The sequence below is a fragment of the Streptococcus sp. HMSC066F10 genome (assembly GCF_001813805.1).
Taxonomy (GTDB): Bacteria; Bacillota; Bacilli; order Lactobacillales; family Streptococcaceae; genus Streptococcus; species Streptococcus vaginalis.
In genome coordinates this window covers 14,059-40,301 of the sequence record NZ_KV813950.1, presented here as the reverse complement: position 1 = coordinate 40,301, position 26,243 = coordinate 14,059, and the positions used below count along the sequence as shown (strand labels likewise).

Below are 26,243 nucleotides of genomic sequence, written 5' to 3'. Positions count from 1 at the left end.
TTTTTGTTGCACTATATTTTACAATTTATCCTATAAAATAAGCATCTAACCAAAAACGAGTTAAACTTCTTATCCACTCTTCCTGTGAATTAACGAGAATACACCAAAAAAGCCGATGAAGTATAGGTTTTCATCAGCTTTTATGATACGTCCAGATGAGCAATTCGCAATGACTGCTATGAGGCTAAACTTATCCAAGAGCAACAATTTCATCAATTAAATCCTGATCATTCAGACCTGTTACTTGAACAACAACCTCTCTGACTGGTTGAGCTGCTAACATCTGGCCAAGTTTGACACTTTCTTCATCATTGACGTCACGATAATCAAAAACATAACCTACTGTTTTGAGCAGGTTGTCATAGGACAGACCTCGATCCTTGAGCTCGCGAATCGGGCGAATGAAACGTTCATCATAGCCTAGTTTGCGAATCGGAGTCCGAGCTACGCGACTAACATCATCCACGATAAAGGGATTTTCAAAGCGCTGAATGATAATTTTATGATAGTGCTCTAGCTCCTTTTCATCAAAATTCCACTTATCAATCAGGAGACTACGAATTTCAGCCAGAACTGCCTCAATCTGATCCTTGATTTGTGGATTCTGCAGAGCTTCTAAGATTGTTTTAGCACCATAATGAGCACCAATGTAGGCTGAAGTTGCGTGACCAGAGTTGACTGAGAAGAGCTTGCGCTCGATGAAAGGCTCCAAATTTTCTTCATAGTGAACCTTATCTAAACGCAGATCCAGATTTTTTATGCGGCTAGTCTCCACTACCCATTCATTAAAAGGCTCTACGACTACAAAAAGTGGATCTTCATGGCTTTGAGCCGGTACAATCCGGTCAACCGCAGCATTAGGGAAACCAATATATTTTTCAGCAAATGCCATACCTTCTGGACTTAAATATTTTTTGACTTCCTGATAGAGGAATTGGGAACCACCAATCATATTTTCACAGGCCAAGACATCCAGAGGTTGTGTGTTCCCAACAGCTTGGCGGGCTTCAATTCCCTTAGCCAGAAGCTCCGCAATAAAGGGCAATATATTAGGCCCGATAGCAGTTGTCACAATGTCTGCCTTTTGAATAGCTTCAACAACTTGCTCTGGATGCTTCTTGCTATTGATACCAGTGACATTGGCTACCTCAATATGGGGCTGACCCTCTTGAGCAATTTCAATCTCATATTTGCCCTGCTTATTTAGAGCTTGAATAATATCGTCATTGACATCTACAAAGTCAATATGGAAGCCATTTTCAAACAAAATTTCACCGATAAAGCCACGGCCAATATTTCCGGCTCCAAAATGTACTGCATGTTTCATTGAATTTCTCCTTTGAGTTGATATAGTCGTTTAATTTATCTTTTCTTACTTTATTTCTCGTAGTGTTATAGTAGCTAATAATTTCTTGTGGAATCTCAATTTAGAATCTCCGAACTATACTTTGAACTATCTACACTAGCTGCTTACCATTGCCCTATTCTAGGATTAGATAGTTTCCCAGATTAATTCATTGTTAGAAAATTCCAACTGCATGAACTGAATAGCTTATTCGGCACCGTCCAACAGACGAATGACTTCTTCTTCAGACTGAGCATCTGCTAGCTTGATTACATTGTCCACATCGGCACAGAAGATAGAAATCTTCTGGATAATTTCCAAGTGCTCGTTGCCAATGCCAGCAATGCCAAAAAGAACTGTTGCTACTTTTGGATCGTCTGCATTGCCAAAATCAACTCCTTTTGGTACTTGAACGACTGTGATACCAGACTTAAGGACAGCCTTTTTAGCTTCATCAGTCCCATGGGGGATAGCAATGAAGTTGCCCATATAAACAGATAGTTCTTCATCACGATTAATCATAGCTTCAATATAGTCTTCAGTGACAAAGCCACTTTCATAAAGAACCTTTCCACAGAAGCGGATAGCTTCTTCTTTGTTAGAAAATTTCTCATTGAGTTTAATCAAATGTTTTTCAAGTTTCATCTTAGTTCTCCAATTTCTTGATTTTTTCATTAAATATGGTGTTGAGCAACTGATAAATGATGGTCTGATTACCAGTCTTATAAATCTCTGTATAGAGATGATTTTCAATAATAGACTGGCTGATAGTCGTCATCAAATCTCGCATTTCCTCACTGGCATCTGCAGCTGTCAGCATGAGTAGACAACGGCTGACTCTCTCCCTCTCCCTCTTCATGGACAGAGCAGTAACAGACTGTCTGAGCTCAAATATGGTAAAGCTACTGGTCGTCACCTTGCTGGACTGGGTATGCAAGAGGACCAAACCCGTATTTGGAATAGCCATAGGACTGGTTTCAAATCGGGACAGCAATTTTTCGACGAGATAGGAGTGGTCATTAACCTGAGACATCTGACTAATAATCTGTCTGATAGTTCCTTCAAAACTTTCTGGATTTGCTAGAGGAAGCAGGTGAAAATGGTTCAGTATCTGACTGCTAGCTTTTAGATATGCCTGAAGGTCATAGTTGACATCCTGAATCAGATCTTCTCTGGCCACTACTGTTCGATTTTCCTGAACATACTGGAGTTTTTCCTGCAGTTCCAGCAATTCCTTAACTGTAGGAAAGCTGGAAATTACATCAATTTCTTGATTTCCCAATGGTTTAGTTGCCAAAAGATAATCATACTGGCTGCTGTCTAGATTATCATAGTTTGCCAGAGACTGGATATCCACCCATTCCACAAAGGGAGCCACACTCTTAATCTTAGCAGCCAATAGATTCCGAGTTACCCGCCGCTCATCTGTCAAAAGTAGGATACGGATGGGATAAATCTCTGGACTACGACCCAAGCTAGAGATAAAATGGAGTGCAATCATTCCATATTCGTAATCTGTGTGCAGATACTTAGGGAAAATATCATTAACCAAAAGACTGACAACCGTGTGAAGAAATTTGTTTCTCTCAATCAAAAGCTGGATAGACTCAGGAAGATTCTCATCTGGGAAAAGAATGGGAATACCTAGACTGAGCCGAATATGGTGGAATAGGAAATTAAAGAGTACCTTGTCCTTAAAGAAATCAATCTTAGTGTACATGGAAACTGTGTCAATCAGATTGGAAATATTGTAGAAGAACTCACCATCAAACTTTTCCGTAAAGAGAGGATTGTCCTGCCTTTTGATAATCAGCTCATCCAAAACACTAGCATAATAGATAATATCATGAATACTGTAAAAATGGATAGTCTGCTTGGAATAGTCCTGAAAGATTTTCTGAGAGATTTCCAAAGCCTGCTTACTGGTATTAGGAAGATTTGAAATATTTTGCTCCTGACCAAGCAAAGATAACAAGATAGCAAAAAACATCTTCATCTTGACATCCATGTCTGGAAAATCCGTAAAATAGGTTTCAAAAATCCGACTGGCCTGCTGAGTTCTCTTCACATCTAAGATATCAAAACTGCCGAAATTTCCAGCTGAAAAGTCTGCTACTGAGATAGAGTTAGTCAATAAAATCGCTAAAAGCCGTCTCTTACAAACCGAATCTCCAGAAATCCTATATCCCTTCTGACGCTCAATCTTCAGATCAAAATCCAAGAGTCGCTTGTCAATATCTGCAATATCCTGAATAATGGTCACATTGCTGACTTTCATAGACTCTTGCAGGGACTCATTGGTGATGAAATCCTCTTCCGTCAAAAGGTGATAGGTAATCAATGTTAATCTTTCCTGTTGACTGTATTCAACCACAACTTTCAAATCTGTTAGTAAATCATCCAAATTGCCACGCAGAAAATATTGCTTGCCTTTTTTTATGATTTGAATCCCTCGCTGATCCAAAGTTTCGGTCAGTTCAGCCAAGGTTCGGTAAATCGTTCTAGAAGAAACTTGCAAAATTTCAATCATGTCTTGCATTGAAAGCTTCCCTACATTTAGGAAAGCCTTCAAAAGTTGTTCTTCTCGTTTTGTTAATAGCATGTGTTATTTACAAACCTCTAAATTCTATTTGTACATCCTAGCAACCATCTTATCATATTCGGGTGTTGTCACTAAGCTATCCACAATCAAAAATTGAGAATTTGGTGCCGCCTGTTGGACTTCTGCTTGCAAGGTAATCGTTGTCACAATTACGATATTCTTAGCATTGTATTCACCTAATTCTGAGATAGCTACTGTAGAGACCGGAATCCGAATATCTTTGTTTTTAAAGATTGCCCGAATCGTTTCACAACCCATAGTTGCAGATCCTTCAGCTTTGCCATAAGCCACTACTACAGCATCAATATGATTTAGGTCAATCTCTTGAGTAGTTGAAGCAACTGATGTCTCAACTGCCGCTGGAGTGCTGCCTGTCAAAGAAGCGACTATTTCATCATAGCGAGGAGAAGCTAAGAAATTATCGACAGAAACGTGGATGGCACTCGGTGTTTTACCTTTAGCTCTTGGAGTCAATTCTTCTTGAGTGACAATCAGAGTTTTAGGGGTATCAACCAAGTTAGAGATGGCCTGATTGGAGACCGGAATTCCCAGACCTGCTTTTTTAACCTTATCGCGAAGAATGCTAGCTCCCATAGCAGAGCTTCCCATACCAGCATCACAGGCAAAGATAATTTTTTCTACTGAGTCTATTGAGATATTAGCATCCACAGCAACTGGAACTACCTGACCTTTAGACTGAGCCTTGGCCGCCTGAGTAGCTGCCTGAGCAGCTGCTAGTGAATCTTCAGTAGACTTATCTGCACGAAGTATAAACACTGCTACTAAGAAGGAGACTACAGCTGCCACCAAAACTCCTAAGAGAACATTGAGGTGAGGCCAAACACCTTTTGGTGCCATAGCCATAATAGCAATGATAGAACCTGGTGAAGCTGGAGATTTAAGACCAGCGTCTAAAAGTTGGAAAGTGAAGGTTCCAGATACACCTCCGGCAATAGCAGCTAAAAAGAGAGCCGGTTTCATCATAACATAAGGGAAATAAATCTCATGAATCCCACCGAAGAAGTGGATAACCATAGCTCCCCATGAAGAAGATTTAGCTGCTCCCTTACCAAAAAGAGCGTAAGCTAGGAGAATACCCAAACCTGGTCCGGGATTGGCTTCCAAGAGGAAGAGGATTGATTTACCAGCTTGAGAAACCTGTTCAGCTCCCAGCGGTGTGAAAATTCCGTGATTAAGAGCATTGTTAAGGAAAAGCACCTTAGCTGGATCAATGATGATGTTAGCCAAAGGTAGAAGGTGGGCGTTGACAACAGTCTCAACCCCCTTTCCGACTGCACCTGTCAAAACAGATACAACAGGTCCCACAGCATAGAAGGCCAGCAGCAAAAGTGCAAAACCAATCAATCCAGCCGAGAAATTATTGACCAACATTTCAAATCCTGGACGAATTTTTTCCTGAAATTTTCCATCAAATTTTTTAATGGTCCAACCTCCCAGAGGACCCATAATCATGGCTCCAATAAACATAGGAACGTTAGAACCAGTGATAGCACCTACAGTAGCAATGGCACCTACAACGGCACCTCGCTGGCCATGAACGATATAGCCACCCGTGTAGCCAATAAGAATCGGTAATAAATAAGTCAGCATAGGGCTGACAATGGCAGCCAACTGTTTATTAGGTAGATACCCATCAGCGATAAATAAGGCAGTCAAGACTCCCCACGCAATAAAAGCCCCGATATTAGGCATTACCATATTTGAAAGTGAAGTTCCCAGTTTTTGAACTTTGACTTTCAATGATGTTTTTTCTTCCATTAGAATAGTCCTCCTTTTCTCTTATAACTAGTATACGCAAAAATGAAAGCGCTTAAAACTAAAGCTTTGGCACAGATTTTGTGACAAAAACTTAATCTTTAGCACTAAAATATTTTTAAACTATTCTTATCATATGACGCTCCGACTATCAGTCCTGCTTATAAATATAAAAATAGGTGGCAACACCCTAGAAATATGTTCTCAAGTCTTACCCCTATTTTTCACTTATACGAAATTATTCTACTGTAACAGCTTTAGCCAGATTACGAGGTTTATCAACATCCAGTCCACGATGGAGAGATGCAAAGTAGGCGATTAGCTGAGTTGGAATGACCATAGAAATGCTAGACAGGTATGGATGAACCTTGTTTACAACGATATCGTCTCCCTCTTTTTCCACACCTTCTTCGACAATGGTTAAGGCATTGGCACCACGGGCTACCACCTCCGATACATTACCACGAGTATGAGAAGCCACGGTTGGATTGTCAGAGATTAGGGCGATGACAGGTGTTCCATTTTCAATCAGGGAGATGGTTCCGTGCTTAAGCTCTCCAGCTGCGAAGCCCTCACATTGGATATAGGAAATTTCCTTGAGCTTAAGACTAGCTTCCATGACAACAAAATAGTCCTGACCGCGTCCGATGTAAAAAGCATTACGAGTTGTCTCCAGAAGACCTCGAACCTTTTCTTCAATCAATTCTTTCTCAGAAAGAGTCGACTCAATAGCCTGAGCAACAATAGACAGCTCGTGAACTAAATCAAAGTTCTTAGCCTTTTCATTACCATTGGCTTCACCAACTGCCTTAGCAAGAAATGCTAAAGTCGCTACTTGTCCTGTGTAAGCCTTAGTAGACGCTACCGCAATTTCCGGTCCCGCATGTAATAGCATAGTGTAGGTTGCTTCGCGGGACAAAGTTGAACCTGGAACATTGGTTACAGTCAAACTTGGAATTCCCATAGCATTTGCCTTAACCAAAACCTGACGACTATCAGCAGTTTCACCTGACTGACTGAGTAAAATAAACATTGGCTTTTTACTAAGCAATGGCATTGCATAACCCCACTCAGAAGCAATGCCCAGTTCTACCGGTGTATCGGTTAGTTCTTCCAACATATTTTTAGATGCAAAACCAGCATTATAGGAAGTCCCAGCCGCAATGATATAAATGCGATCCGCTTCCTGAACTGTCCTGACAATTTCTGGATCTACCAGCATATTTTGATCCCCATCAGAGTAGGTACCAATCAACTTACGCATCACGGTCGGTTGCTCATCAATTTCTTTCAACATATAGTAAGGATAAGTGCCTTTGCCAATATCTGATAAATCAAGTTCCGCAGTATAACTATCGCGCTCAATTGGATTCCCGTCATAGTCCTGCACTTCTACGCTGTCAGCGGTCACAATTACCAGTTCTTTATCATGAATTTCCATGTATTCGCTGGTTTCACGAATCATCGCCATAGCATCCGAACAGACCATATTGTAGCCTTCTCCCAGGCCAATTAAGAGCGGTGATTTATTTTTCGCCACATAGATCACGTCTGCATCCTCTGCATCCATTAAAGCAAAAGCATAGGAACCTTCAATGATGTGGAGCGCTTTTTTAAAAGCATCTAGTACTGAGAATCCGTCTTCTTCAACGAATTTTCCAATCAAGTGAACCGCAATTTCTGTATCTGTCTGCCCCTTCAAATCATGTTCAGCAAGATACGTATTCTTAATATCTAGGTAATTTTCGATAACACCATTATGCACTAAAACAAAACGTCCAGTTTGAGACGTATGCGGATGCGCATTGCTTTCACTTGGTTTTCCGTGCGTTGCCCAACGTGTATGCCCAATACCAGCCGTTCCAGCTACATCAATCCCTATTTTTGAACGAAGGTCGGCAATACGACCAACCGATTTGACTAAGCTAGATGTTTTCCCATTTGTCACAAAAATTCCCGCTGAATCATATCCCCGGTATTCTAATTTTTCTAGACCCTGCATTAAAATATCTGTTGCATTCCGATTTCCAACAACTCCGACAATTCCACACATACTATTTTTTATAGCAAATAACTTTCAAAAATTTGCTATTTCCTCCTTTTGTTTTTAAATTGGTATAGTCTAATAACAGCTATATCAAATAAGCTAAACCAGTATATACTTTTATTGTGAATTTGTCAACAAGAAAATTGGTATAGTTCAAAAAGAAAGTATAGAGGAAATCAAAAGACTGTTAAACAGCTCATTCTCCTACCTGTACGGTTGATTCAGACATTTTTATTCACATTTTATGTTCCAGGAGCATTAGGTAATCACTTCAACAATCTTTTTTCAAACTAAAAATGAAAATGAAAGAGAGTGAGACAGACAGCCATGAGTGCTGCGCACTCATGGCTGTCTGTCTCAGCTTCTCTTCTTAAATATTATGACTTGTAAATTCCAAGTTTTATTTTTGGTTTTTGAATCGCTCAACATCACGTGCAATAACTAATTCTTCATCTGTAGGAATGACAAGCACTTTCACCTTAGCAGCATCACTTGAGATAATCCCTTCAGCTCCACGTACATTTTTTTCCGGTAAAATATCGCAACCAAACCAAGATAGACCTGAAATAACAGCTTCGCGCACCTCATCAGAATTTTCTCCGATGCCAGCTGTGAAAATAATCGCATCCGCACCATTTAAAACAGCAAAATATTGACCGATATGTTTTTGAATGCGATCAACAAAAATGTCAAAAGCCAGTTTACAATTATGATTACCCTCATGCATTCCTGCAATAATGTCGCGCATATCACTTGATGTTTCAGATACTCCTAGAAGCCCAGACTGTTTGTTTAAAATATAATTGATGTCTTCTGGTGTATTAAAATCTTCTGTATGCTCTATCAAATAAGGAATAATCGCCGGATCAATATCCCCTGTGCGAGTTCCCATCATCACGCCACCTAGCGGAGTAAAGCCCATTGAAGTATCTACAGAAATTCCTTTATCAACCGCTGTAATAGAAGCGCCATTCCCAATATGACAAGTAATTAGCTTCAACTCTTCAAGTGGCTTGCCAAGCGCCTTTGCTGCTTCCTTGGCAACATACTGATGGCTTGTACCATGAGCGCCATATTTGCGAACCTTGTTCTCCGTATAGTACTTAGTCGGTAATGGATAACGATAGGCTTTTTCTGGCATTGTTGTATGGAAAGATGTATCAAACACAACGACACTTATAATGTCTGGCAACAATTCTTTAAAGGCACGAATTCCTGCTGCATTTGCTTTGTTATGAAGTGGTGCAAGAAGCGCTAATTCTTCTACTTTTTGAATCACTTCTTCGCTATCAACAAGCGCAGATTCTTTAAAGTATTCACCACCTGCAACAACACGATGACCGACACCTGTGATTTCTTCATAGGATTTGATAATACCAAAGCGCATCAAGTCATCTAACAAAATTTTTACAGCTTGCGTATGATCATCAATATCTAAAATTTGCTTTTCTACACGACCATCAAATTTTACTGTTGAAATGGAGTCCTTGAGACCAATCCGTTCAAGCAGCCCTTTGGCAATAACCTTTTCAGCTGGCATTTCGTATAATTGCCATTTTAGACTTGAACTTCCAGCATTAATTGAAATTGTTTTTGACATAAATTACCTCTTTTAAGCGTTTTCATTTATTATATCAAAAACTTGTTTAAATTTCACTTTCTTGGCTCCAATTTTGAAACTTTTCGCTAAATGTCAATAAATCCGCTTGATTCTGCAAATCAGATAAAGCATAAACAAATGGTTGGACAGCTTGTTCATCTTGCTTTTTCAGTACAAAAATTGTTTTAGCGTATGCTGCATTTCCAAAAAGAGACTCTGGTAACGCAATCATTGCAACTATTTGTGCATGCTTTTGTAGCCATTTCTTCAATAAATCACTTTGCGAACTAGTCAATAAATCATTTGGTGCAAGGAAAATAGCATAACCGCCTGATTTGAGATACTTGAGCGATTGTTCCATTAACAAATGATGAGCATAGGTATGATCCTGTGTACTAGCCACTTCATAGCGCGCCGCAATGCTATCATCAGGATAAAAGCCAACTGGTAAATCGCTAATAATCACATCGCTTTCTTTCAATACTTGCGGACGTACTGCGTCACCTTGCACAAAACTAACTTTTGCGTCCATCACATCTGCGATACTGGCTGATATATCAATTAACAGATCGTCCAATTCCAGCCCTAGATAATCCACATTTTTTTGTGTATTATTGAGAATCGTCTCAGCTAAATTCCCCATTCCGCTACCAATTTCCAAAATATCAATGTGTTCTTTTTTACTCAATTGGTCAATGAGAAAAGTTAAGATAAACCCGATAGAATCTGGAGTAAATTGATGATTGGCTTGCAAAGGCTCTGTTTGAGCTGCTTTCATCAGCAAAAATTGGTAGGCTCGGCGCCATTCCTCTTTACTTAATTTCAACGCTTTCAGTTTTTCATTGTTCTGCCGAACACTATCTAGTTCAATATCCCCGTCCAGATAGCTGCCATTTTGCTCTATCAAAGCATCATAAAAGCTCGTTAAAAGATCATTTTGGATTTCTTGGACATTTTCTAACAAGAGCGTATAGGCCTGTTCAATTTTTTCAAAATTCATAGCATCCTCCGCTCCCTATCATACCAAAATTTAGCTTTTTTTGCGAGTGTACTCTGTTGCACGTACATCATTTATTTATTCAATTTTTTATCCATCTGCTTTTCTTTTTTAGCCGAAAAAGAAAATTGATAACGGCGACCAGTCTTCATTGTTACTGTCAGGATGAGCTCTTTCTCACTCTTTTGGTCTTGGACATACCCTTTATCAAATTCCCTTTGCTTAGAATTTTCGTTGGCTAGAAGAGCCATTGCATAAGCCTGTGTTCGTTCTCGGTTTAGGGTGAAATTTCTATGATTAGCAGTTTGACGATGAAGGTAAAATTGCAAAAGCAAGCTAAAAACTGCCGCCATAAAGAGTGCATAGAGCATAATGCCCGCTTTAACTTTCTGTTTCCACACGATAGACAAACTCCCTTTCCAATCCTCGCCTAAACGTCAGTCTAACATAAATCAGCTCATTTTTCTGTGAGATTTCTGCTTTTTTTACATCATAAACCATCGGCTGGTAACCTTTCCCATTCGCATTGGTTTTTCTGAAATCCTGTCCACTTGACTTTCCAAATGCAATTGCCCTGCCGTCCTGTTTCATATATAAACGATTATTCTCCACCTTTTCAAATGAAGAACGAGCCAACTCTGCTTCTAGTTGATCAGCAAACAAAAGCCATTCTCGTTGTTCACTATGTTGCCGGGCTTGAACTTCAAAAGCCAGAAGACGCGTCATTGACTGAAAAAGCAGCACACTTCCGCTGAGTACAAATAAGACAATCAGAGCCTCTAAAAGGGTAAAAGCTTTCACTTTATTTGCCTTGAACACCGAGAATCAGCTCCTTCCCATGATAAATTTGAATACCTTGTTGACTTGTTTCAACACGCACTTTAATACCGTTCATTGTCAAATGGCTTTGCTTTGTCTGCAAAGCCATTTTAGCTACCCTTAAAACTTCTTCTTCTCTAAGCAAGTCATTTTCTGCTTTTCGAGACTGGTGAATTTGTCCCAACAACAGGGTCACAATTGTCACAAAAACAGCCAAAGCCAGCAGCGCCTCTAATAAAATCGTTCCTTTAACGTGTTGTTTTCTTAAATTTCCCATTTCCTAGATATAATTGATACGTAATTGTCTGCTTTTTCGTCTGAAAGACAATCTTTCCGAGCGATGAATTGCCACCAGCCTTATCAAAATGAAGCGTCAAATCTTCTGGCGCTTGAATCGAGCGAGGAACTACCAAATGGTTGTAACCATTTGAAATCCTCTCACGAGAAAAATTCATGTCCAGCTGACTTTGAGCTGAGCTACTCAACTTCTGACTTTCCCGATAAAAATGCTCAAACTCCAGAAAGAAAATCTGCTCTTCCACCTGTTCAAAAGAAGAACGAACAGAGCCCGACACCGCAAGCAATAAGAAACTCGTTATAAATAATGTCAGCAAACTTTCCAAAAGCGTAAATCCCTTAATCTGCAACAGAACGAGCTTCTTTTGTATGTTTCGCATAGTAAGCCTTATAAGATGCTGCCTGCTTGTCTGTAATCGTTCCTTCGTTGACTAATTTTGAGAGTGTCGCTTTTTCATTGGTGTGATTGACCTCAAACAGCTCTGCCTGGCTTTCCACAACTTTTACCACCGCTGCATTTCCTTTTTCCGTTACAGCTTCTTTTTGCTTGGTCAAATTCGGTACAAATAAGAGCATCAAAACACTGATGATAAGAAGCACGACTAACATTTCTACTAAAGTAAAACCTTTAACCTTCAAACTTTTTAATTTTTTCATAATTGAACCTCCATATTTTGATAAATTGGCAGCAACATGGCTGCATACAACAATACAATCATTAAAGCCACAAAGACAAACACTAGTGGTTGAATGACATTCATCGCTTGATGAACACGTTTAAAAAATGTCTCCCATGTTTTTTGGGCATAAACTTCTAATTCACACCCCAATTTGGATTTTACTTCACCGTATTCGATCATCAAGCCCAATTCCTTTTTAAAAAATGGATATGTTTTAACTCTTTGCGAAAATTCCTGACCATTTTGCAGCGCAACTTCTAAATCTTTTCCAATTTCTTGAAACATAGCAGAGCGTTGTCCTTGCATCATCTGAAAAATCTGACTGAGTTCTAAACCTTGACCAATCATATTCCCCCATTCTCTCGCATAATAAGCTGTTAAATAGGTTTGAATAAAAGCGCCCAAAAAAGGAAGGCGAGCTAACAAACGAAATACTGCTATTTTTGAGCTTTTTTGAAACCAATAAAAACCTATCGCTAACAAAACAAAGACTACCCCTAATGAACCCAGAAAAAGTTGCGGCAAATTACTGATAATCTGAGTTGCTATATTTTGACAATCGAGTTGCGGGAGTAAATAATTACGTAATCCCAGCATAATGAATATCAAAAAAACAAACAAAATAAAGGGATAAGTCGCCACTTCAACCAACTTCTTCTTAATTTTTGAGATATTTTCCAAGTATTCCTCAATCTTACTCAGGCTGAGTGAGAGATTTCCGTGTAATTCTGCCAGCGAAAGCTGTGTCACCACGTTATCTGAAAAACCTAAGCTTGCCATAATGTCCGAAAAAGGCTTTCCTGTTGACAACTCCTCTTTCATCCTGTCCACATAGACTTCTTCTAACAAGGCACTTCGCTTCAAAAAGTCGATAATTTCTGCCAAATGAAAGCCACTAGAAAAAAGATTATTCAGCAACTCTACGACCTTTTTCTGCCTAACTGTGGATAATTTTTTCCGCTTCTGCCTGCTCAAGATTGATATGTCCTGCTGCATGAAGCTGATCAATCTGCCTATTCCAATCGATTGGCTCGTGTTCTTGATACTTCTCACTGACAAAATCCACTATTCCTCCTTTCGCAATTAAGCGTTGGTAACAAATCCCTTGTAAGACAACTTTCAGCTCGGCTTCTGTCACTCCCAACTCCAGCAACCGTTCATAGACACCTCGTACGCTTTTAGCATGAATAGTTGAAAAAACAGTCATTCCCGTTAAGCTAGCTCGAACAACTGCCCTTGCTGTCTCTGCATCACGAATCTCTCCGATAATCAATAAATCTGGTCGATGCCGAAGAGAAAGTTTAATCAAACTTTCATAAGTTAAACCAATCGCTTCGTTCAGCTGCAGCTGTAACATCCCTGCTTGTTTGATTTCAACCGGATCTTCAATTGACATGATTTGCTGATCGGCAAAACGCTCTTGAGCCAACTGGTGCATGAGAGTAGTTTTACCACTTCCTACCGGTCCCGAAAAAAGATAAAGCCCTCGTTGTTTGAAGCGTTCTTTTAACTCTGGGATTTGAGCAAACCAAAACTTCAACTCTGCCTCTTCATCATGCAATAAACGAATCACCAGACTTTCGTATCCACGATAATCCCCTACTGTTGATAGTCGTAATGACGTTTTCTTATCACCATATTGATAATCACAAGAACCTAACTGGCTTCTACGTTTTTCGCCGACATTCATCCCAGCAGTAAACTTAAAATGACTAATTACTGCTGCCATCTCTTCAAATTCATAATTGCGTATAAAACGGCGTTCATCTCCAATTCGCATATACAACTCGTAAACATTTTCCTTCGGAACAAAATAAATGTCCTGTGCTCGTTCTTCCTTAGCCTGACAAATAATAGCCTGTGCAATGTTTTGAACCATATCTCCTCCTCACTTTATATTATTCGCAGAAGAAAATAAAAAAATGATGAAAAATCACCATTTTGTAAATTATTTAAACGTTAGAGAGAAAGCACGGTGTTCCTCTTCACTATTTTGTTTATTATAGCCCGGTCTCCATTTCTCTTTAGGAATGACACCATCATTTTCCAATAAAGCGAGAGAATGGTATTGCTGGACAGAATCACTACATTCTTCACACCAGCTCAAATCTTCTGCATCCCAAAAAATGGACATTAAATCACTTCGACTTTTATAGAAAGGAAAAGCAGCTACCAACTTCAGCCATTGGCGCTTATAATACTTTAAAGCAGTATAATAGTCATCAAAATGTTGTATAGATACGATATTAGCTTCCCAGTCATCAAAAAACCACCAAGGCTCATCTTTGCCATACATTTCAATCACACAATACACCTGCTTCACCTCCCTTTGTTCTGTTTATTATATCGGAAATGCTAAATTTTTTAAACAGATATGCTCTATTATACAAGTTTTTCGCCATTTGCTCAAAAATGTAGAAAAAGTGGCATTATTTTGATTAGTACTTTTTCATTCATCAGATAAGAAAACGAGACTTTTTCTAAGCCTCGCTCCCAATTTATTAATACAAATCAAGATAGTTGTCTACTTCCCATTGGGAAACAAAAGTGGCATAGCTTGCCCATTCGATGCGTTTTGCTTCTACAAAACTTGTATAAATATGGTTCCCGAGTGCAGCTTTTACAACTTCATCTTCTGTCAGTGCTTTCACCGCATTATGTAGAGTAGAAGGAAGGTCTGTAATACCCGCTTCTTTGCGCTCTTCTGCTGTCATGACATAGATATTTTCTTCAATCGGAGCAGGTGCTTCAATTTTATTTTCAATCCCATGAAGTCCAACTTCAAGAAGAACCGCCATAGCAATATAAGGGTTAGCCATTGGGTCAACAGAGCGCAATTCCAAACGTGTTCCCATACCGCGTGAAGCTGGCACACGAACAAGCGGAGAACGGTTCCGTCCTGCCCAAGCAATATACACAGGAGCTTCATAGCCAGGAACCAAACGTTTGTAAGAATTGACAGTCGGATTCATGATAGCTGTATAATTGTAAGCATGTTTAATCAACCCACCAAGGAAATAATAGGCCGTTTTTGATAATTGCATTCCCTTTGGATCTTCTGGATCAAAGAAAGCATTTTGACCGTCTTGATTAAAGAGCGACATGTTACAGTGCATACCTGAACCAGCAATACCAAATTTTGGTTTTGCCATAAAAGTAGCGTACAAACCATGCTTGCGGGCAATTGTCTTAACAACCAGCTTAAACAACTGAATCTTATCACAGGCACGGAGAACTTCATCGTATTTAAAGTCAATTTCGTGCTGACCGATAGCTACCTCATGGTGACTGGCTTCTACTTCAAATCCCATTGTTGTAAGGACATTAACGATTTCACGGCGAGTATTGTCAGCCAGGTCAGTCGGAGCAAGGTCAAAATAGCCACCCTTATCATTCACTTCAAGAGTCGGATCGCCATTCTCATCGAGTTTAAATAGGAAAAATTCTGGCTCAGGACCTAAATTAAAGGATTTGAATCCTAATTCTTCCATGTGACGTAAAGCGCGTTTTAAATTTCCACGTGGATCCCCTTTAAAAGGTGTTCCTTCCGTCGTATAGACATCGCAAATCAGTCCTGCGACACTTCCGTTTTCATCTCCCCAAGGGAAAACAGTCCATGTATCCAAATCAGGATAAAGGTACATATCTGACTCATTGATACGCACAAAACCTTCAATGGAAGAACCATCGAACATCACTTTGTTGGACAAAACTTTATTCAGCTGTTCATCTGTCGCCGGAATTTCGACATTTTTCATCGTTCCCAAAACATCCGAAAACATCAAACGGATAAAGGTAACATTTTTTTCTTTCACTTCGCGACGAATGTCAGCTACTGTAATTGACATGAGTATCTCCTTATAAAATTTTAAAAATTGATGTTGGTCAATGCATACGACCAAATGGTGGAAGGGAAGAAGCAAAGCGACCTTGTTGCAAAATATCGTTATGAAGGGCTCGACGAACGTCTTTCTCGCTCACTGGCTTTTTATATCTCGCTTCGCGCTCAGCATATTTCCGTTTAATAGCAGCAATATTGTAACCTTCTGAAATGTAATCTTTAATCTCCAACAAGCGATCCATATCATTTAATGAATACATGCGGCGATTTCCTTCATTTCGATCAGGCTTAATCAATTCTTGATCTTCATAATAACGAATCTGACGTGCTGTCAAATCCGTCAATTTCATAACGCTACCAATGGGAAAAACAGCCATATTGCGACGAAATTCTTTTTCCTTCATTGCAAATTCCTTTCTTATGCTCTATTATAATCTGAAAAAATTTCTATGTCAAGAACTCATGTTATATCTTCTAACATTATTCTTTGTTTTTTAATTTCAATACCTTCCGCAAGCGATCCACATCAGAATTGACCAGCATGGCAACGAAAACTCCCATGAAAGTCTCAAAGACACGTGCAAATACATACAAAACTGTCTCTCCTGTTGGAATAGATAAAGTAATAATCAGCATGGCAGAAACACCACCAATCACTCCCGCTTTGTTGTTCATAGCAACATTTGTCATAATCGTTAACATCGTACAAATAGGAACGACCAGTAAGGTCACCCAAAACTGCTCATGAAACAGGTTATTGATGAGAAAGAAGAGCAAAGCATACAAACCACCAATGCTATTTCCTAAAATACGAGAGGTTCCAAAATGGACGCTTTTATCAAAATCTTCGCGCAAACTGAAAACAGCTGTCAGAGCACCAATCTGCAATCCTTTCCAACCAAAAAGCCCAAAGACAAGAAGAACAAGAAAAACCGCGACCCCCGTTTTAAAGGTTCGCATTCCTAATTTAAATTTCGACTTATCAAACTTATACTTCTTAAAATAACCCATTCATGCATTTCCTTTTACCTTTATTCTAACATATTTTAGAGAAAAGATAATAATGATTACAAGAAATGAAAACAATTTCTTTTCATTCTAAAAGGTTGAAGCTTGTGCCACAAATCTTAACTGCAACCTTCAAGTACTGCTGTGAGCAATCAGCTACTGCAGTCATAATTTATGATGACATAAATTTGAGACTGGAAATTTTTTGTTCCAGTCTCCTTTAGAATTATTGTTCCGTAAGTGCTGCAAGAGCTGGCAGTACTTTATCTTTACCTCCACTGATTTTCTTAGCTCACTTCGTTTCGCAGAAAATCTAGCGTGTGCACTAGAAAAGAGCTGACATCCAGCTCTTTTCATCTACTTATAGCGTAATAGCTGAATGGCAGTTCACTTCGCTAAGCTCGTGACCAACCTATTCAGCCTTGCAGGGTTCAACTCTTCCAGTAGATGAGTTGAAGTTGTCCCCTAAAAATCAGAAATGACACTCAACGAAATCATAGATTTCTGACTGACCGCCTTATTTTTCTGTAAGAGCAGCCAATCCTGGCAATACTTTACCTTCAAGAAGCTCCATGCTTGCGCCTCCGCCTGTAGAAATCCATGAGAATTTGTCTGCACGACCAAGGTTGATAGCTGCCGCTGCTGAGTCACCACCACCGATAATAGATTTCACGCCTGGTTGTTTCACGATAGCATCCATGACACCGATTGTACCAGCTTGGAAGTCAGGATTTTCAAAGACACCCATTGGACCATTCCAAACAACTGTTTTCGCACCAGTCAATTCTCGTTCAAACTTAGCGATTGATTTAGGACCGATATCAAGACCTAAGAAACCTGGGTCTACCGCTTCACCTTCGGTGTCTTTTACTTCAGTATAGTCCGCAAAAGCATTGGCTTCTTTTGAGTCAACTGGCAAAATGAGTTTACCGTTTGCTTTTTCAAGGAGAGCTTTTGCAATATCTAATTTATCTTCTTCTACAAGTGAGCTACCGATTTCGATACCTTGTGCTTTGTAGAAAGTATACGTCATACCGCCACCGATAAGGACTTTATCAGCTTTTTCAAGAAGATTTTCGATAACACCAATCTTGTCTGATACTTTAGAACCACCAAGGATGGCTACGAATGGACGAACTGGATTTTCAACAGCTTCTTTGATATAAGCAATTTCGTTTTCAAGAAGGAAACCTGCAACTGCTTTCTCAACGTTTGCTGAGATACCTACGTTAGATGCGTGAGCACGGTGAGCTGTACCAAATGCATCATTTACAAAGATGCCGTCTCCAAGGCTTGCCCAATATTTACCAAGTTCTGGATCGTTTTTAGATTCTTTCTTGCCGTCAACATCTTCAAAACGAGTGTTTTCAACAAGAAGAACTTCACCATCTTTAAGGGCATTGATAGCCGCTTCAAGATCTGCTCCACGAGTTACTCCTGGAAGGAAAGCAACATCTTGACCTAATTTTTTAGCTAAATCATCCGCAACTGGTGCAAGAGATTTTCCTTCTTTATCAGCTTCTTCTTTCACACGTCCAAGGTGAGAGAAAAGAATAGCACGTCCACCATGTTCAAGGATATACTTGATTGTTGGAAGAGCAGCTGAGATACGGTTGTCGTTTGTGATAACTCCGTCTTTAAGCGGCACATTGAAATCAACGCGAACAAGGACTTTTTTGCCTTTCAATTCAACGTCTTTAACAGTAAGTTTTGCCATGTTACAAAAACTCCTTTTTCTATTTTATACGAAACTATTATATCATATTTTCTAAAAGTTTTCTTGATATAAAGAAAGTTTTCACAAAATAATTTGACTAAAATATGAAATCTAAATAATAAAGAGCCGAGAAGGCTCGACTCTTTATTATTCTACTGGAGTGGTTTCTTCCACAGGTTCTGTTACAGTTGTATCTTCGATAATTTCAACTTCATTGACAGCTTGCGGTTCAAGGTTACGGTAACGAGCCATACCTGTACCAGCTGGGATAATTTTACCAATAATAACATTTTCCTTGAGACCAAGCAAGTGGTCTTTCTTACCACGGATAGCCGCGTCTGTAAGGACACGAGTGGTTTCTTGGAAGGAAGCAGCTGACAAGAAACTGTTTGTTTCAAGAGATGCTTTAGTAATTCCCATGAGGACTGGACGAGCAGTCGCAGGAACTCCTCCAGAGATAACCACATCTCGGTTAGCATCAGTAAAGTCTGTGATATCCATGAGTGTACCCATGAGAAGATCTGTATCTCCTGGATCCATGACACGCACTTTGCGAATCATCTGGCGAACCATTACCTCAATGTGTTTGTCACCGATTTCTACCCCTTGGCTACGGTAAACTTTTTGTACTTCAGCAAGCAAGTAAGTTTCAACAGACAAGACATCACGAACAGCCAGCAAGTGCTTAGGCTGGATAGATCCTTCTGTCAGAGCAGCGCCACGAGAGATTTTATCCCCTACTGTTACTTTCATACGAGCTGTAAATGGTACTACATATTCCCCTTCACCAGTTGCACCTTTAACAAAGACTTTCTTAGTCCGAGTAGAAGCGTCTTCTTCAATTGCAGTTACTTCGCCTTTAACTTCAGTAATAACTGCTTCCCCTTTCGGATTGCGGGCTTCAAAGATTTCTTGAACACGAGGAAGACCTTGTGTGATATCGGTATTAGACGCAACACCACCCGTGTGGAAAGTACGCATTGTAAGCTGTGTACCAGGTTCACCGATAGATTGAGCAGCAATCGTTCCGACCGCCTCACCGACTTCAACCGCATCGCCCGTTGCCAGGTTGATACCGTAACAACGACGGCAAACTCCATGACGTGTATTACATGTAAAGACAGAGCGAATAGTGACTTCTTCGACACCAGCGCTAACAATTTCATGCGCCATATCTTCTGTAATTAATACATCTGGACCAACGATGATTTCGCCTGTTTCAGGATGTTTAACAGATTTCTTCGTATAACGACCAATCAAGCGTTCTTCTAATGGTTCAATCATTTCTTTACCATCAGTAATTGAGCGGATAACAAGACCACGATCGGTTCCACAGTCGTCTTCACGGATAATCACATCTTGCGCCACATCAACCAAACGGCGAGTCAGATAACCTGAGTCAGCTGTTTTAAGGGCTGTATCAGTCATCCCTTTACGAGCACCGTGAGTAGAGAAGAACATTTCCAAAACAGACAAACCTTCACGGAAGTTAGATAGAATAGGTAATTCCATGATACGGCCATTAGGAGCAGCCATCAAACCACGCATACCAGCAAGTTGTGAGAAGTTAGAAATGTTACCACGGGCTCCAGAATCCATCATCATAACGATTGGATTCTTAGGATCTTGGTTGGCAACCAAACGTTTTTCCAATTTTTCACGAGCTGCACGCCATTCAGCAGTAACTGCATTGTAGCGTTCATCGTCTGTAATCATACCACGGCGGAATTGTTTGGTGATTTGTTCCACACATTTGTGAGACTCTTCGATAATTTCTGCCTTATCTTCAACAACCGGAATATCAGCAATCCCTACTGTCAAGCCTGCTAACGTTGAATGATGATAGCCGAGATCTTTCAGACGGTCAAGGAAAGCAGATGTTTCAGTTGTACGGAAACGTTTGAAGATTTCAGCAATGATATTCCCAAGATTTTTCTTCTTGAATGGTACATTTAATTCTAGCTTACTGATAGCTTCTTTGACATCTTGACCAGGTTCTAAGAAATACTTAGCTGGCACACCTTCTGCCATGTTTGAAGCATTTGGTTCTTGCAAATATGGCAATTCATCTGGCATGATATCATTAAAAAGAATCTTACCCACTGTTGTCAAGAGGATCTTGTGTTTTTGATTTTCTGTCCATGGTTTGTTTAAACTATCCGTTGCAATCCCAACACGCGTATGTAAGTGAACATAGCCATTACGGAGAGCCATTACAGCTTCATCACGGTCTTTAAAGACCATTCCTTCTCCTTCACGACCAGCTTCTTCCATAGTCAGGTAGTAGTTCCCCAAGACCATATCCTGTGAAGGGGTTACTACTGGCTTCCCGTCTTTTGGATTGAGAATGTGTTCGGCTGCCAGCATGAGAATCCGTGCTTCTGCTTGAGCTTCTTCTGACAAGGGCACGTGGATAGCCATTTGGTCTCCGTCAAAGTCGGCATTATAAGCCTCACACACAAGTGGGTGCAAACGAAGAGCCTTCCCGTCAATCAAGACTGGCTCAAATGCTTGAATTCCTAATCTGTGAAGCGTCGGTGCGCGGTTAAGGAGCACTGGGTGTTCTTTAATCACATCTTCTAAAATATCCCAGATGCGTTCATCATTCCGTTCTACCAAGCGCTTAGCAGCTTTGACATTTTGCACAATATCACGCGCGACAATTTCACGCATGACAAATGGTTTGAAGAGTTCAATAGCCATTTCACGTGGCACACCACATTGGTACATCTTGAGTGTCGGACCAACTGCAATAACCGAACGTCCTGAGAAGTCAACCCGTTTACCCAGCAAGTTTTGACGGAAACGACCTTGTTTTCCTTTGAGCATGTGGCTCAATGATTTGAGCGGGCGGCTACCTGGTCCAGTAATAGGACGACCACGACGACCATTGTCAATCAAAGCATCAACCGCTTCTTGCAACATCCGCTTTTCATTTTGCACGATGATTCCAGGAGCATTTAGTTCCAAAAGACGTGCTAAACGATTATTCCGATTGATAACACGACGGTAAAGGTCGTTCAGGTCAGAAGAGGCAAAACGTCCACCGTCCAACTGAAGCATTGGACGTAAGTCTGGCGGAATAACTGGCAAGATGTTTAAGACCATCCATTCTGGCTTGTTACCAGATTTTTGAAAGGCATCTAAAACATCCAAACGACGAATAGCCTTGACACGTTTTTGTCCAGTTGCCGTTTTTAATTCATCTTTGAGCTCTGCAATTTCTTTTTCCAAATCTACTTGTTTCAAGAGATCTTGAATTGCTTCAGCACCCATTTTTGCAACAAAGGAGCCTTGACCATATTCACGTAAGCGTTCACGATACTCCCGCTCCGTCATAATGGATTTGTGCTCAAGTGGTGTATCTTTAGGATCAATCACCACATAAGCTGCAAAATAGATGACTTCCTCAAGGGCACGAGGGCTCATGTCCAAGGTCAAGCCCATTCGGCTTGGGATTCCTTTAAAATACCAAATATGAGAAACAGGTGCTTTCAACTCAATATGTCCCATACGTTCACGACGAACTTTAGTACGAGTTACTTCAACACCACAACGGTCACAAATGATTCCTTTATAACGAATCCGTTTATATTTTCCACACGCACATTCCCAGTCTTTCGTAGGACCAAAGATGACTTCATCAAAAAGCCCTTCGCGTTCTGGTTTTAGTGTGCGGTAGTTAATTGTTTCAGGTTTCTTCACTTCTCCATAAGACCAAGAGCGGACTTTACTAGGAGAAGCTAGGGTGATTTGCATACTTTGAAAACGATTTACATCAACCACTATTTCTTACCTTTCTTTATTATCTATTGAATCAGTTCTTATTCTTTCCCTTCAGCATCAAAAGCGGCTTTTGCTTCTTGTGCTGCTTTTTCACGCGCTTTTTCAAGGTCATCTACGTGAATCACATCGTCATCCATGCCTTCATCCAAGTCACGAAGTTCTACTTCATTGTCGTCTTCATCAAGGACACGCATGTCAAGACCAAGTGATTGCAATTCTTTTACAAGGACACGGAAGGATTCTGGAACACCTGGTTTTGGAATTGGCTTACCTTTGGTAATGGCTTCATAAGCTCTCAAACGACCATTGATGTCATCTGACTTGTAAGTCAAGATTTCTTGAAGGACATTAGAAGCACCGTAGGCTTCAAGAGCCCAAACTTCCATTTCTCCAAAACGTTGTCCACCAAACTGTGCTTTACCACCAAGAGGTTGTTGCGTAACGGTTGAATAAGGACCAACGGAACGGGCATGGAGCTTATCATCAACCATGTGGTGGAGTTTGATCATGTACATGACACCAACGGACACACGGTTATCAAACGGTTCTCCAGTACGTCCATCATAAAGGATTGTCTTAGCATCGCTATCCATACCTGCTTCACGAACGGTTTCCCAAAGATCATCTGAGCTAGCTCCGTCAAAGACTGGCGTTGCAATGTGGATACCAAGGTTGCGAGCAGCCATACCGAGGTGCAATTCCATAACTTGTCCGATATTCATACGTGACGGCACCCCAAGAGGATTCAACATGATATCAACTGGTGTCCCGTCTGGAAGATACGGCATATCCTCAACTGGAACAATGCGGGAAACAACCCCTTTGTTTCCGTGGCGTCCGGCCATCTTATCTCCAACGCGGATTTTCCGTTTTTGAGCGATATAAACACGTACCAACATGTTGACACCGGATTGCAATTCATCACCGTTCGCACGAGTAAAGATTTTCACATCACGGACAACACCTGCACCACCGTGTGGTACACGAAGGGAGGTATCACGCACTTCACGAGACTTATCACCAAAAATTGCATGAAGCAGGCGTTCTTCAGCGGATAAGTCTTTTTCACCTTTCGGCGTTACTTTACCGACAAGAATGTCGCCTTCTTTTACCTCAGCACCAATGCGGATAATTCCCATCTCGTCAAGGTCTCTCAAAGCATCTTCCCCGACGTTTGGAATTTCGCGCGTGATTTCTTCAGGTCCGAGCTTTGTATCACGTGTTTCTGATTCAAATTCTTCCAAGTGAACAGATGTGTAAATATCGTCTTTCACTAAACGTTCACTCATGATAACGGCATCTTCAAAGTTGTAACCTTCCCATGTCATATAAGCAACGATTGGATTTTGTCCAAGTGCCATTTCACCTTTTTCCATAGAAGGTCCGTCTGCGATAAAATCACCTTTTTCAACTGTATCGCCAACTTTTACCAGCGTGCGTTGGTTGTAAGAAGTACCTGAGTTAGAACGGCGGAATTTCGTAATATGATAGACATCAAGTGAACCGTCTTCACGACGAACTTCAACTTTGGCTGCATCAGAATACACAACTTTACCGTCGTGTTGGGCAATAATCGCCGCACCAGAGTCATGAGCTGCTTGGTATTCCATACCAGTACCAACATATGGTGCATGCGGATCAATCAACGGTACCGCCTGACGTTGCATGTTGGCACCCATGAGAGCACGGTTTGAGTCGTCATTTTCAAGGAAAGGAATACATGCTGTCGCAACCGCAACTACCTGCTTAGGCGATACATCCATGAAGTCTACTTGATCTGAAGGAAATTCTTGGTTGTTCCCTTGGTGACGTCCCATGACAATCGCTTCTGCAAAACGACCATCTTCTGTTAATTTAGAATTTGCTTGCGCTACGATAAATTCATCTTCTTCGTCCGCTGTCAACCAAACGATTTCATTGGTGACCAGACCTGTTTCACGATTCACTTTACGATACGGCGTTTGGATAAATCCATATTTATTCAAATGACCATAAGAAGACAAGTTATTGATCAAACCAATGTTTGGTCCTTCAGGCGTTTCAATCGGGCACATACGACCATAGTGGGTATAGTGCACGTCACGCACTTCATATCCAGCACGGTCACGAGTCAAACCACCAGGTCCTAAGGCTGACAAACGACGTTTGTGAGACAACTCAGAAAGTGGGTTGTGTTGGTCCATGAATTGAGACAATTGAGATGAACCAAAGAATTCTTTGATAGCTGCTGTGACTGGGCGGATGTTGATAATTTGTTGCGGTGTCAAAACTTCATTGTCCTGAACAGACATACGTTCACGGACATTACGTTCCATACGAGAAAGTCCAAGACGTACTTGGTTTGCAAGCAATTCACCAACTGCACGGATACGACGATTTCCAAGGTGGTCGATATCATCCACACGACCGATACCTTCTGCCAAGTTGAGGAAATAGCTCATCTCTGCAAGGATATCCGCAGGAGTTACAACACGAACCTTGTCGTCTGGATTAGCATTCCCAATAATAGTTACCACGCGATCTGGATCAGTTGGTGCCACGACTTTAAATTTTTGAAGAACGACTGGATCTGTCAATACAGCTGCATCATTTGGAATATAAGTAATTTTATTCAAATCTCCATCCAAATAGTCTGCAATACTATCAATGACACTACGCGTCATAACCGTTCCAGCTTCAACCAAGATTTCACCTGTTTCTGGATCTATCAAAGGCTCTGCAATCGTTTGATTTAACAAACGTGTTTTAATGTTTAATTTTTTATTGATTTTATAACGACCAACTGCCGCCAAGTCGTAACGATGTGGATCAAAGAAACGAGCGACCAATAGACTACGTGAACTATCAGCTGTTTTAGGCTCACCTGGACGAAGACGTTCATAGATTTCTTTAAGCGCTTCATCCGTACGTGAATCCATTGGATTTTTATGAATATCCTTTTCAATCGTGTTGCGAACGAGATCGCTGTCGCCGAAAATGTCAAAGATTTCATCATCGCCAGAAAAACCAAGCGCACGAACAAGTGTCGTAAACGGAATCTTACGAGTACGGTCAATCCGAGTATAAGCAATATCTTTTGAGTCTGTTTCCAGCTCTAACCAAGCTCCACGGTTTGGAATGACGGTTGAACCATACCCAACCTTCCCATTTTTGTCTACTTTATCATTGAAGTAAACACCTGGAGAACGAACGAGCTGTGATACGATAATCCGCTCACCACCGTTGATGATAAACGTTCCCATTTCTGTCATGATTGGAAAATCGCCAAAGAAGACTTCTTGCGTCTTGATTTCGCCGGTTTCTTTATCGATTAAACGGAACGTCACAAAAATAGGTGCAGAATAGCTGGCATCATGGATACGTGCTTCTTCTAAAGTGTATTTAGATTCTTTAATTTCATAACCAACAAACTCTAGCTCCATTGTATCTGTAAAGTTTGAGATAGGAAGTACATCTTCAAATACTTCTTTCAAACCATGGTCAAGAAAATCTTTGAATGAATCTGTCTGGATTTCAATCAAATTTGGTAAATCAAGAACTTCCTTGATTCTTGAAAAACTACGACGAGTACGGTGTTTCCCGTATTGAACTTCATGTCCTGCCAAGTTTTTTACTCCTTCTTCTTTCTACATTCTCTATTACATGATAGAGTAGCAATATTCATTTATCCTTTTTGAGTAATTTTCAGAATCTTTAAGTTTTGATGACAAACGACAAAGATCCCAAAA

At 40.5% G+C, this 26,243-nt stretch carries 21 protein-coding genes; all 21 read right to left on the bottom strand.

Annotation, left to right across the window (positions count from 1 at the left end):
• Nucleotides 1–190 precede the first annotated feature (190 nt).
• Nucleotides 191–1,327 carry a mannitol-1-phosphate 5-dehydrogenase gene (locus tag HMPREF2933_RS00360; RefSeq protein ID WP_024053119.1) on the bottom strand — a complete coding sequence of 379 codons (1,137 nt, stop codon included), beginning with the start codon at nt 1,325–1,327 and terminating at the stop codon, nt 191–193.
• Between the two features lie 225 nt (nt 1,328–1,552).
• Nucleotides 1,553–1,990, bottom strand: coding sequence for a PTS mannitol transporter subunit IIA (locus HMPREF2933_RS00355; protein WP_070672299.1), 438 nt, complete (start codon nt 1,988–1,990; stop codon nt 1,553–1,555).
• A 1-nt stretch (nt 1,991) separates the two neighbouring features.
• Nucleotides 1,992–3,947 carry a BglG family transcription antiterminator gene (locus HMPREF2933_RS00350; protein WP_070672295.1) on the bottom strand — a complete coding sequence of 652 codons (1,956 nt, stop codon included), beginning with the start codon at nt 3,945–3,947 and terminating at the stop codon, nt 1,992–1,994.
• A gap of 24 nt (nt 3,948–3,971) precedes the next feature.
• Entirely contained in the window at nt 3,972–5,726 is a 1,755-nt protein-coding gene (locus HMPREF2933_RS00345) for a PTS mannitol transporter subunit IIBC (protein WP_024053122.1), read from the bottom strand.
• Nucleotides 5,727–5,961: 235 nt separating this feature from the next.
• Nucleotides 5,962–7,776 carry a glutamine--fructose-6-phosphate transaminase (isomerizing) gene (gene glmS, locus HMPREF2933_RS00340; protein ID WP_024053123.1) on the bottom strand — a complete coding sequence of 605 codons (1,815 nt, stop codon included), beginning with the start codon at nt 7,774–7,776 and terminating at the stop codon, nt 5,962–5,964.
• Between the two features lie 394 nt (nt 7,777–8,170).
• Nucleotides 8,171–9,370, bottom strand: a complete 1,200-nt coding sequence (locus tag HMPREF2933_RS00335) for an acetate kinase (RefSeq protein ID WP_024053124.1) — start codon at nt 9,368–9,370, stop codon at nt 8,171–8,173.
• Between the two features lie 46 nt (nt 9,371–9,416).
• On the bottom strand, nt 9,417–10,370 hold the full coding sequence (locus HMPREF2933_RS00330; protein WP_024053125.1) for a class I SAM-dependent methyltransferase: 954 nt from the start codon (nt 10,368–10,370) through the stop codon (nt 9,417–9,419).
• Between the two features lie 71 nt (nt 10,371–10,441).
• Nucleotides 10,442–10,768, bottom strand: coding sequence for a competence type IV pilus minor pilin ComGG (gene comGG / locus HMPREF2933_RS00325; RefSeq protein WP_022525970.1), 327 nt, complete (start codon nt 10,766–10,768; stop codon nt 10,442–10,444).
• Nucleotides 10,749–11,186, bottom strand: coding sequence for a competence type IV pilus minor pilin ComGF (gene comGF / locus HMPREF2933_RS00320; protein ID WP_024053126.1), 438 nt, complete (start codon nt 11,184–11,186; stop codon nt 10,749–10,751). The genes comGG and comGF overlap by 20 nt, the downstream gene beginning before the upstream one ends.
• On the bottom strand, nt 11,170–11,463 hold the full coding sequence (comGE, locus tag HMPREF2933_RS00315) for a competence type IV pilus minor pilin ComGE (RefSeq protein ID WP_024053127.1): 294 nt from the start codon (nt 11,461–11,463) through the stop codon (nt 11,170–11,172). The genes comGF and comGE overlap by 17 nt, the downstream gene beginning before the upstream one ends.
• A complete protein-coding gene (gene comGD, locus HMPREF2933_RS00310; RefSeq protein WP_024053128.1) occupies nt 11,435–11,863 on the bottom strand; it encodes a competence type IV pilus minor pilin ComGD in 429 nt (142 codons plus the stop codon). The genes comGE and comGD overlap by 29 nt, the downstream gene beginning before the upstream one ends.
• Nucleotides 11,823–12,140, bottom strand: coding sequence for a competence type IV pilus major pilin ComGC (comGC, locus tag HMPREF2933_RS00305; protein ID WP_003028473.1), 318 nt, complete (start codon nt 12,138–12,140; stop codon nt 11,823–11,825). The genes comGD and comGC overlap by 41 nt, the downstream gene beginning before the upstream one ends.
• Nucleotides 12,137–13,159, bottom strand: coding sequence for a competence type IV pilus assembly protein ComGB (gene comGB, locus HMPREF2933_RS00300; protein WP_024053129.1), 1,023 nt, complete (start codon nt 13,157–13,159; stop codon nt 12,137–12,139). Before comGB ends, comGC begins: the two co-directional genes overlap by 4 nt.
• Nucleotides 13,101–14,042, bottom strand: coding sequence for a competence type IV pilus ATPase ComGA (gene comGA / locus HMPREF2933_RS00295; protein WP_024053130.1), 942 nt, complete (start codon nt 14,040–14,042; stop codon nt 13,101–13,103). Before comGA ends, comGB begins: the two co-directional genes overlap by 59 nt.
• A 69-nt stretch (nt 14,043–14,111) precedes the next feature.
• On the bottom strand, nt 14,112–14,477 hold the full coding sequence (locus HMPREF2933_RS00290) for a DUF1033 family protein (RefSeq protein WP_024053131.1): 366 nt from the start codon (nt 14,475–14,477) through the stop codon (nt 14,112–14,114).
• A gap of 187 nt (nt 14,478–14,664) precedes the next feature.
• A complete protein-coding gene (gene glnA / locus HMPREF2933_RS00285; protein ID WP_024053132.1) occupies nt 14,665–16,011 on the bottom strand; it encodes a type I glutamate--ammonia ligase in 1,347 nt (448 codons plus the stop codon).
• Nucleotides 16,012–16,048: 37 nt separating this feature from the next.
• Nucleotides 16,049–16,408 (bottom strand): MerR family transcriptional regulator, encoded by a 360-nt coding sequence (locus HMPREF2933_RS00280; RefSeq protein ID WP_003070793.1) that lies wholly within the window; start codon nt 16,406–16,408, stop codon nt 16,049–16,051.
• A 76-nt stretch (nt 16,409–16,484) separates the two neighbouring features.
• Nucleotides 16,485–17,015: an FUSC family protein gene (locus tag HMPREF2933_RS00275; protein WP_024053133.1), complete on the bottom strand. Its 531-nt coding sequence runs from the start codon at nt 17,013–17,015 to the stop codon at nt 16,485–16,487.
• Between the two features lie 514 nt (nt 17,016–17,529).
• A complete protein-coding gene (locus tag HMPREF2933_RS00270; RefSeq protein ID WP_024053134.1) occupies nt 17,530–18,729 on the bottom strand; it encodes a phosphoglycerate kinase in 1,200 nt (399 codons plus the stop codon).
• Between the two features lie 147 nt (nt 18,730–18,876).
• On the bottom strand, nt 18,877–22,515 hold the full coding sequence (gene rpoC / locus HMPREF2933_RS00265; RefSeq protein WP_024053135.1) for a DNA-directed RNA polymerase subunit beta': 3,639 nt from the start codon (nt 22,513–22,515) through the stop codon (nt 18,877–18,879).
• 38 nt (nt 22,516–22,553) lie between these two features.
• Nucleotides 22,554–26,120, bottom strand: a complete 3,567-nt coding sequence (gene rpoB / locus HMPREF2933_RS00260) for a DNA-directed RNA polymerase subunit beta (protein ID WP_024053136.1) — start codon at nt 26,118–26,120, stop codon at nt 22,554–22,556.
• Nucleotides 26,121–26,243: the final 123 nt, after the last annotated feature.

What these genes read in the sequence shown, in the direction of transcription:
- HMPREF2933_RS00280 (WP_003070793.1), bottom strand. Translation starts at nt 16,408, where the DNA reads ATGAAGGAAAAAGAATTTCGTCGCAATATGGCTGTTTTTCCCATTGGT.
- HMPREF2933_RS00275 (WP_024053133.1), bottom strand. Translation starts at nt 17,015, where the DNA reads ATGGGTTATTTTAAGAAGTATAAGTTTGATAAGTCGAAATTTAAATTA.
- HMPREF2933_RS00345 (WP_024053122.1), bottom strand. Translation starts at nt 5,726, where the DNA reads ATGGAAGAAAAAACATCATTGAAAGTCAAAGTTCAAAAACTGGGAACT.
- comGC (WP_003028473.1), bottom strand. Translation starts at nt 12,140, where the DNA reads ATGAAAAAATTAAAAAGTTTGAAGGTTAAAGGTTTTACTTTAGTAGAA.
- glmS (WP_024053123.1), bottom strand. Translation starts at nt 7,776, where the DNA reads ATGTGTGGAATTGTCGGAGTTGTTGGAAATCGGAATGCAACAGATATT.
- HMPREF2933_RS00335 (WP_024053124.1), bottom strand. Translation starts at nt 9,370, where the DNA reads ATGTCAAAAACAATTTCAATTAATGCTGGAAGTTCAAGTCTAAAATGG.
- comGA (WP_024053130.1), bottom strand. Translation starts at nt 14,042, where the DNA reads ATGGTTCAAAACATTGCACAGGCTATTATTTGTCAGGCTAAGGAAGAA.
- HMPREF2933_RS00330 (WP_024053125.1), bottom strand. Translation starts at nt 10,370, where the DNA reads ATGAATTTTGAAAAAATTGAACAGGCCTATACGCTCTTGTTAGAAAAT.
- comGB (WP_024053129.1), bottom strand. Translation starts at nt 13,159, where the DNA reads ATGCAGCAGGACATATCAATCTTGAGCAGGCAGAAGCGGAAAAAATTA.
- comGD (WP_024053128.1), bottom strand. Translation starts at nt 11,863, where the DNA reads ATGCGAAACATACAAAAGAAGCTCGTTCTGTTGCAGATTAAGGGATTT.
- HMPREF2933_RS00270 (WP_024053134.1), bottom strand. Translation starts at nt 18,729, where the DNA reads ATGGCAAAACTTACTGTTAAAGACGTTGAATTGAAAGGCAAAAAAGTC.
- HMPREF2933_RS00360 (WP_024053119.1), bottom strand. Translation starts at nt 1,327, where the DNA reads ATGAAACATGCAGTACATTTTGGAGCCGGAAATATTGGCCGTGGCTTT.
- comGE (WP_024053127.1), bottom strand. Translation starts at nt 11,463, where the DNA reads ATGGGAAATTTAAGAAAACAACACGTTAAAGGAACGATTTTATTAGAG.
- HMPREF2933_RS00355 (WP_070672299.1), bottom strand. Translation starts at nt 1,990, where the DNA reads ATGAAACTTGAAAAACATTTGATTAAACTCAATGAGAAATTTTCTAAC.
- HMPREF2933_RS00350 (WP_070672295.1), bottom strand. Translation starts at nt 3,947, where the DNA reads ATGCTATTAACAAAACGAGAAGAACAACTTTTGAAGGCTTTCCTAAAT.
- glnA (WP_024053132.1), bottom strand. Translation starts at nt 16,011, where the DNA reads ATGTCAATTACAGTAGCTGACATTCGTCGCGAAGTGAAAGAAAAAAAT.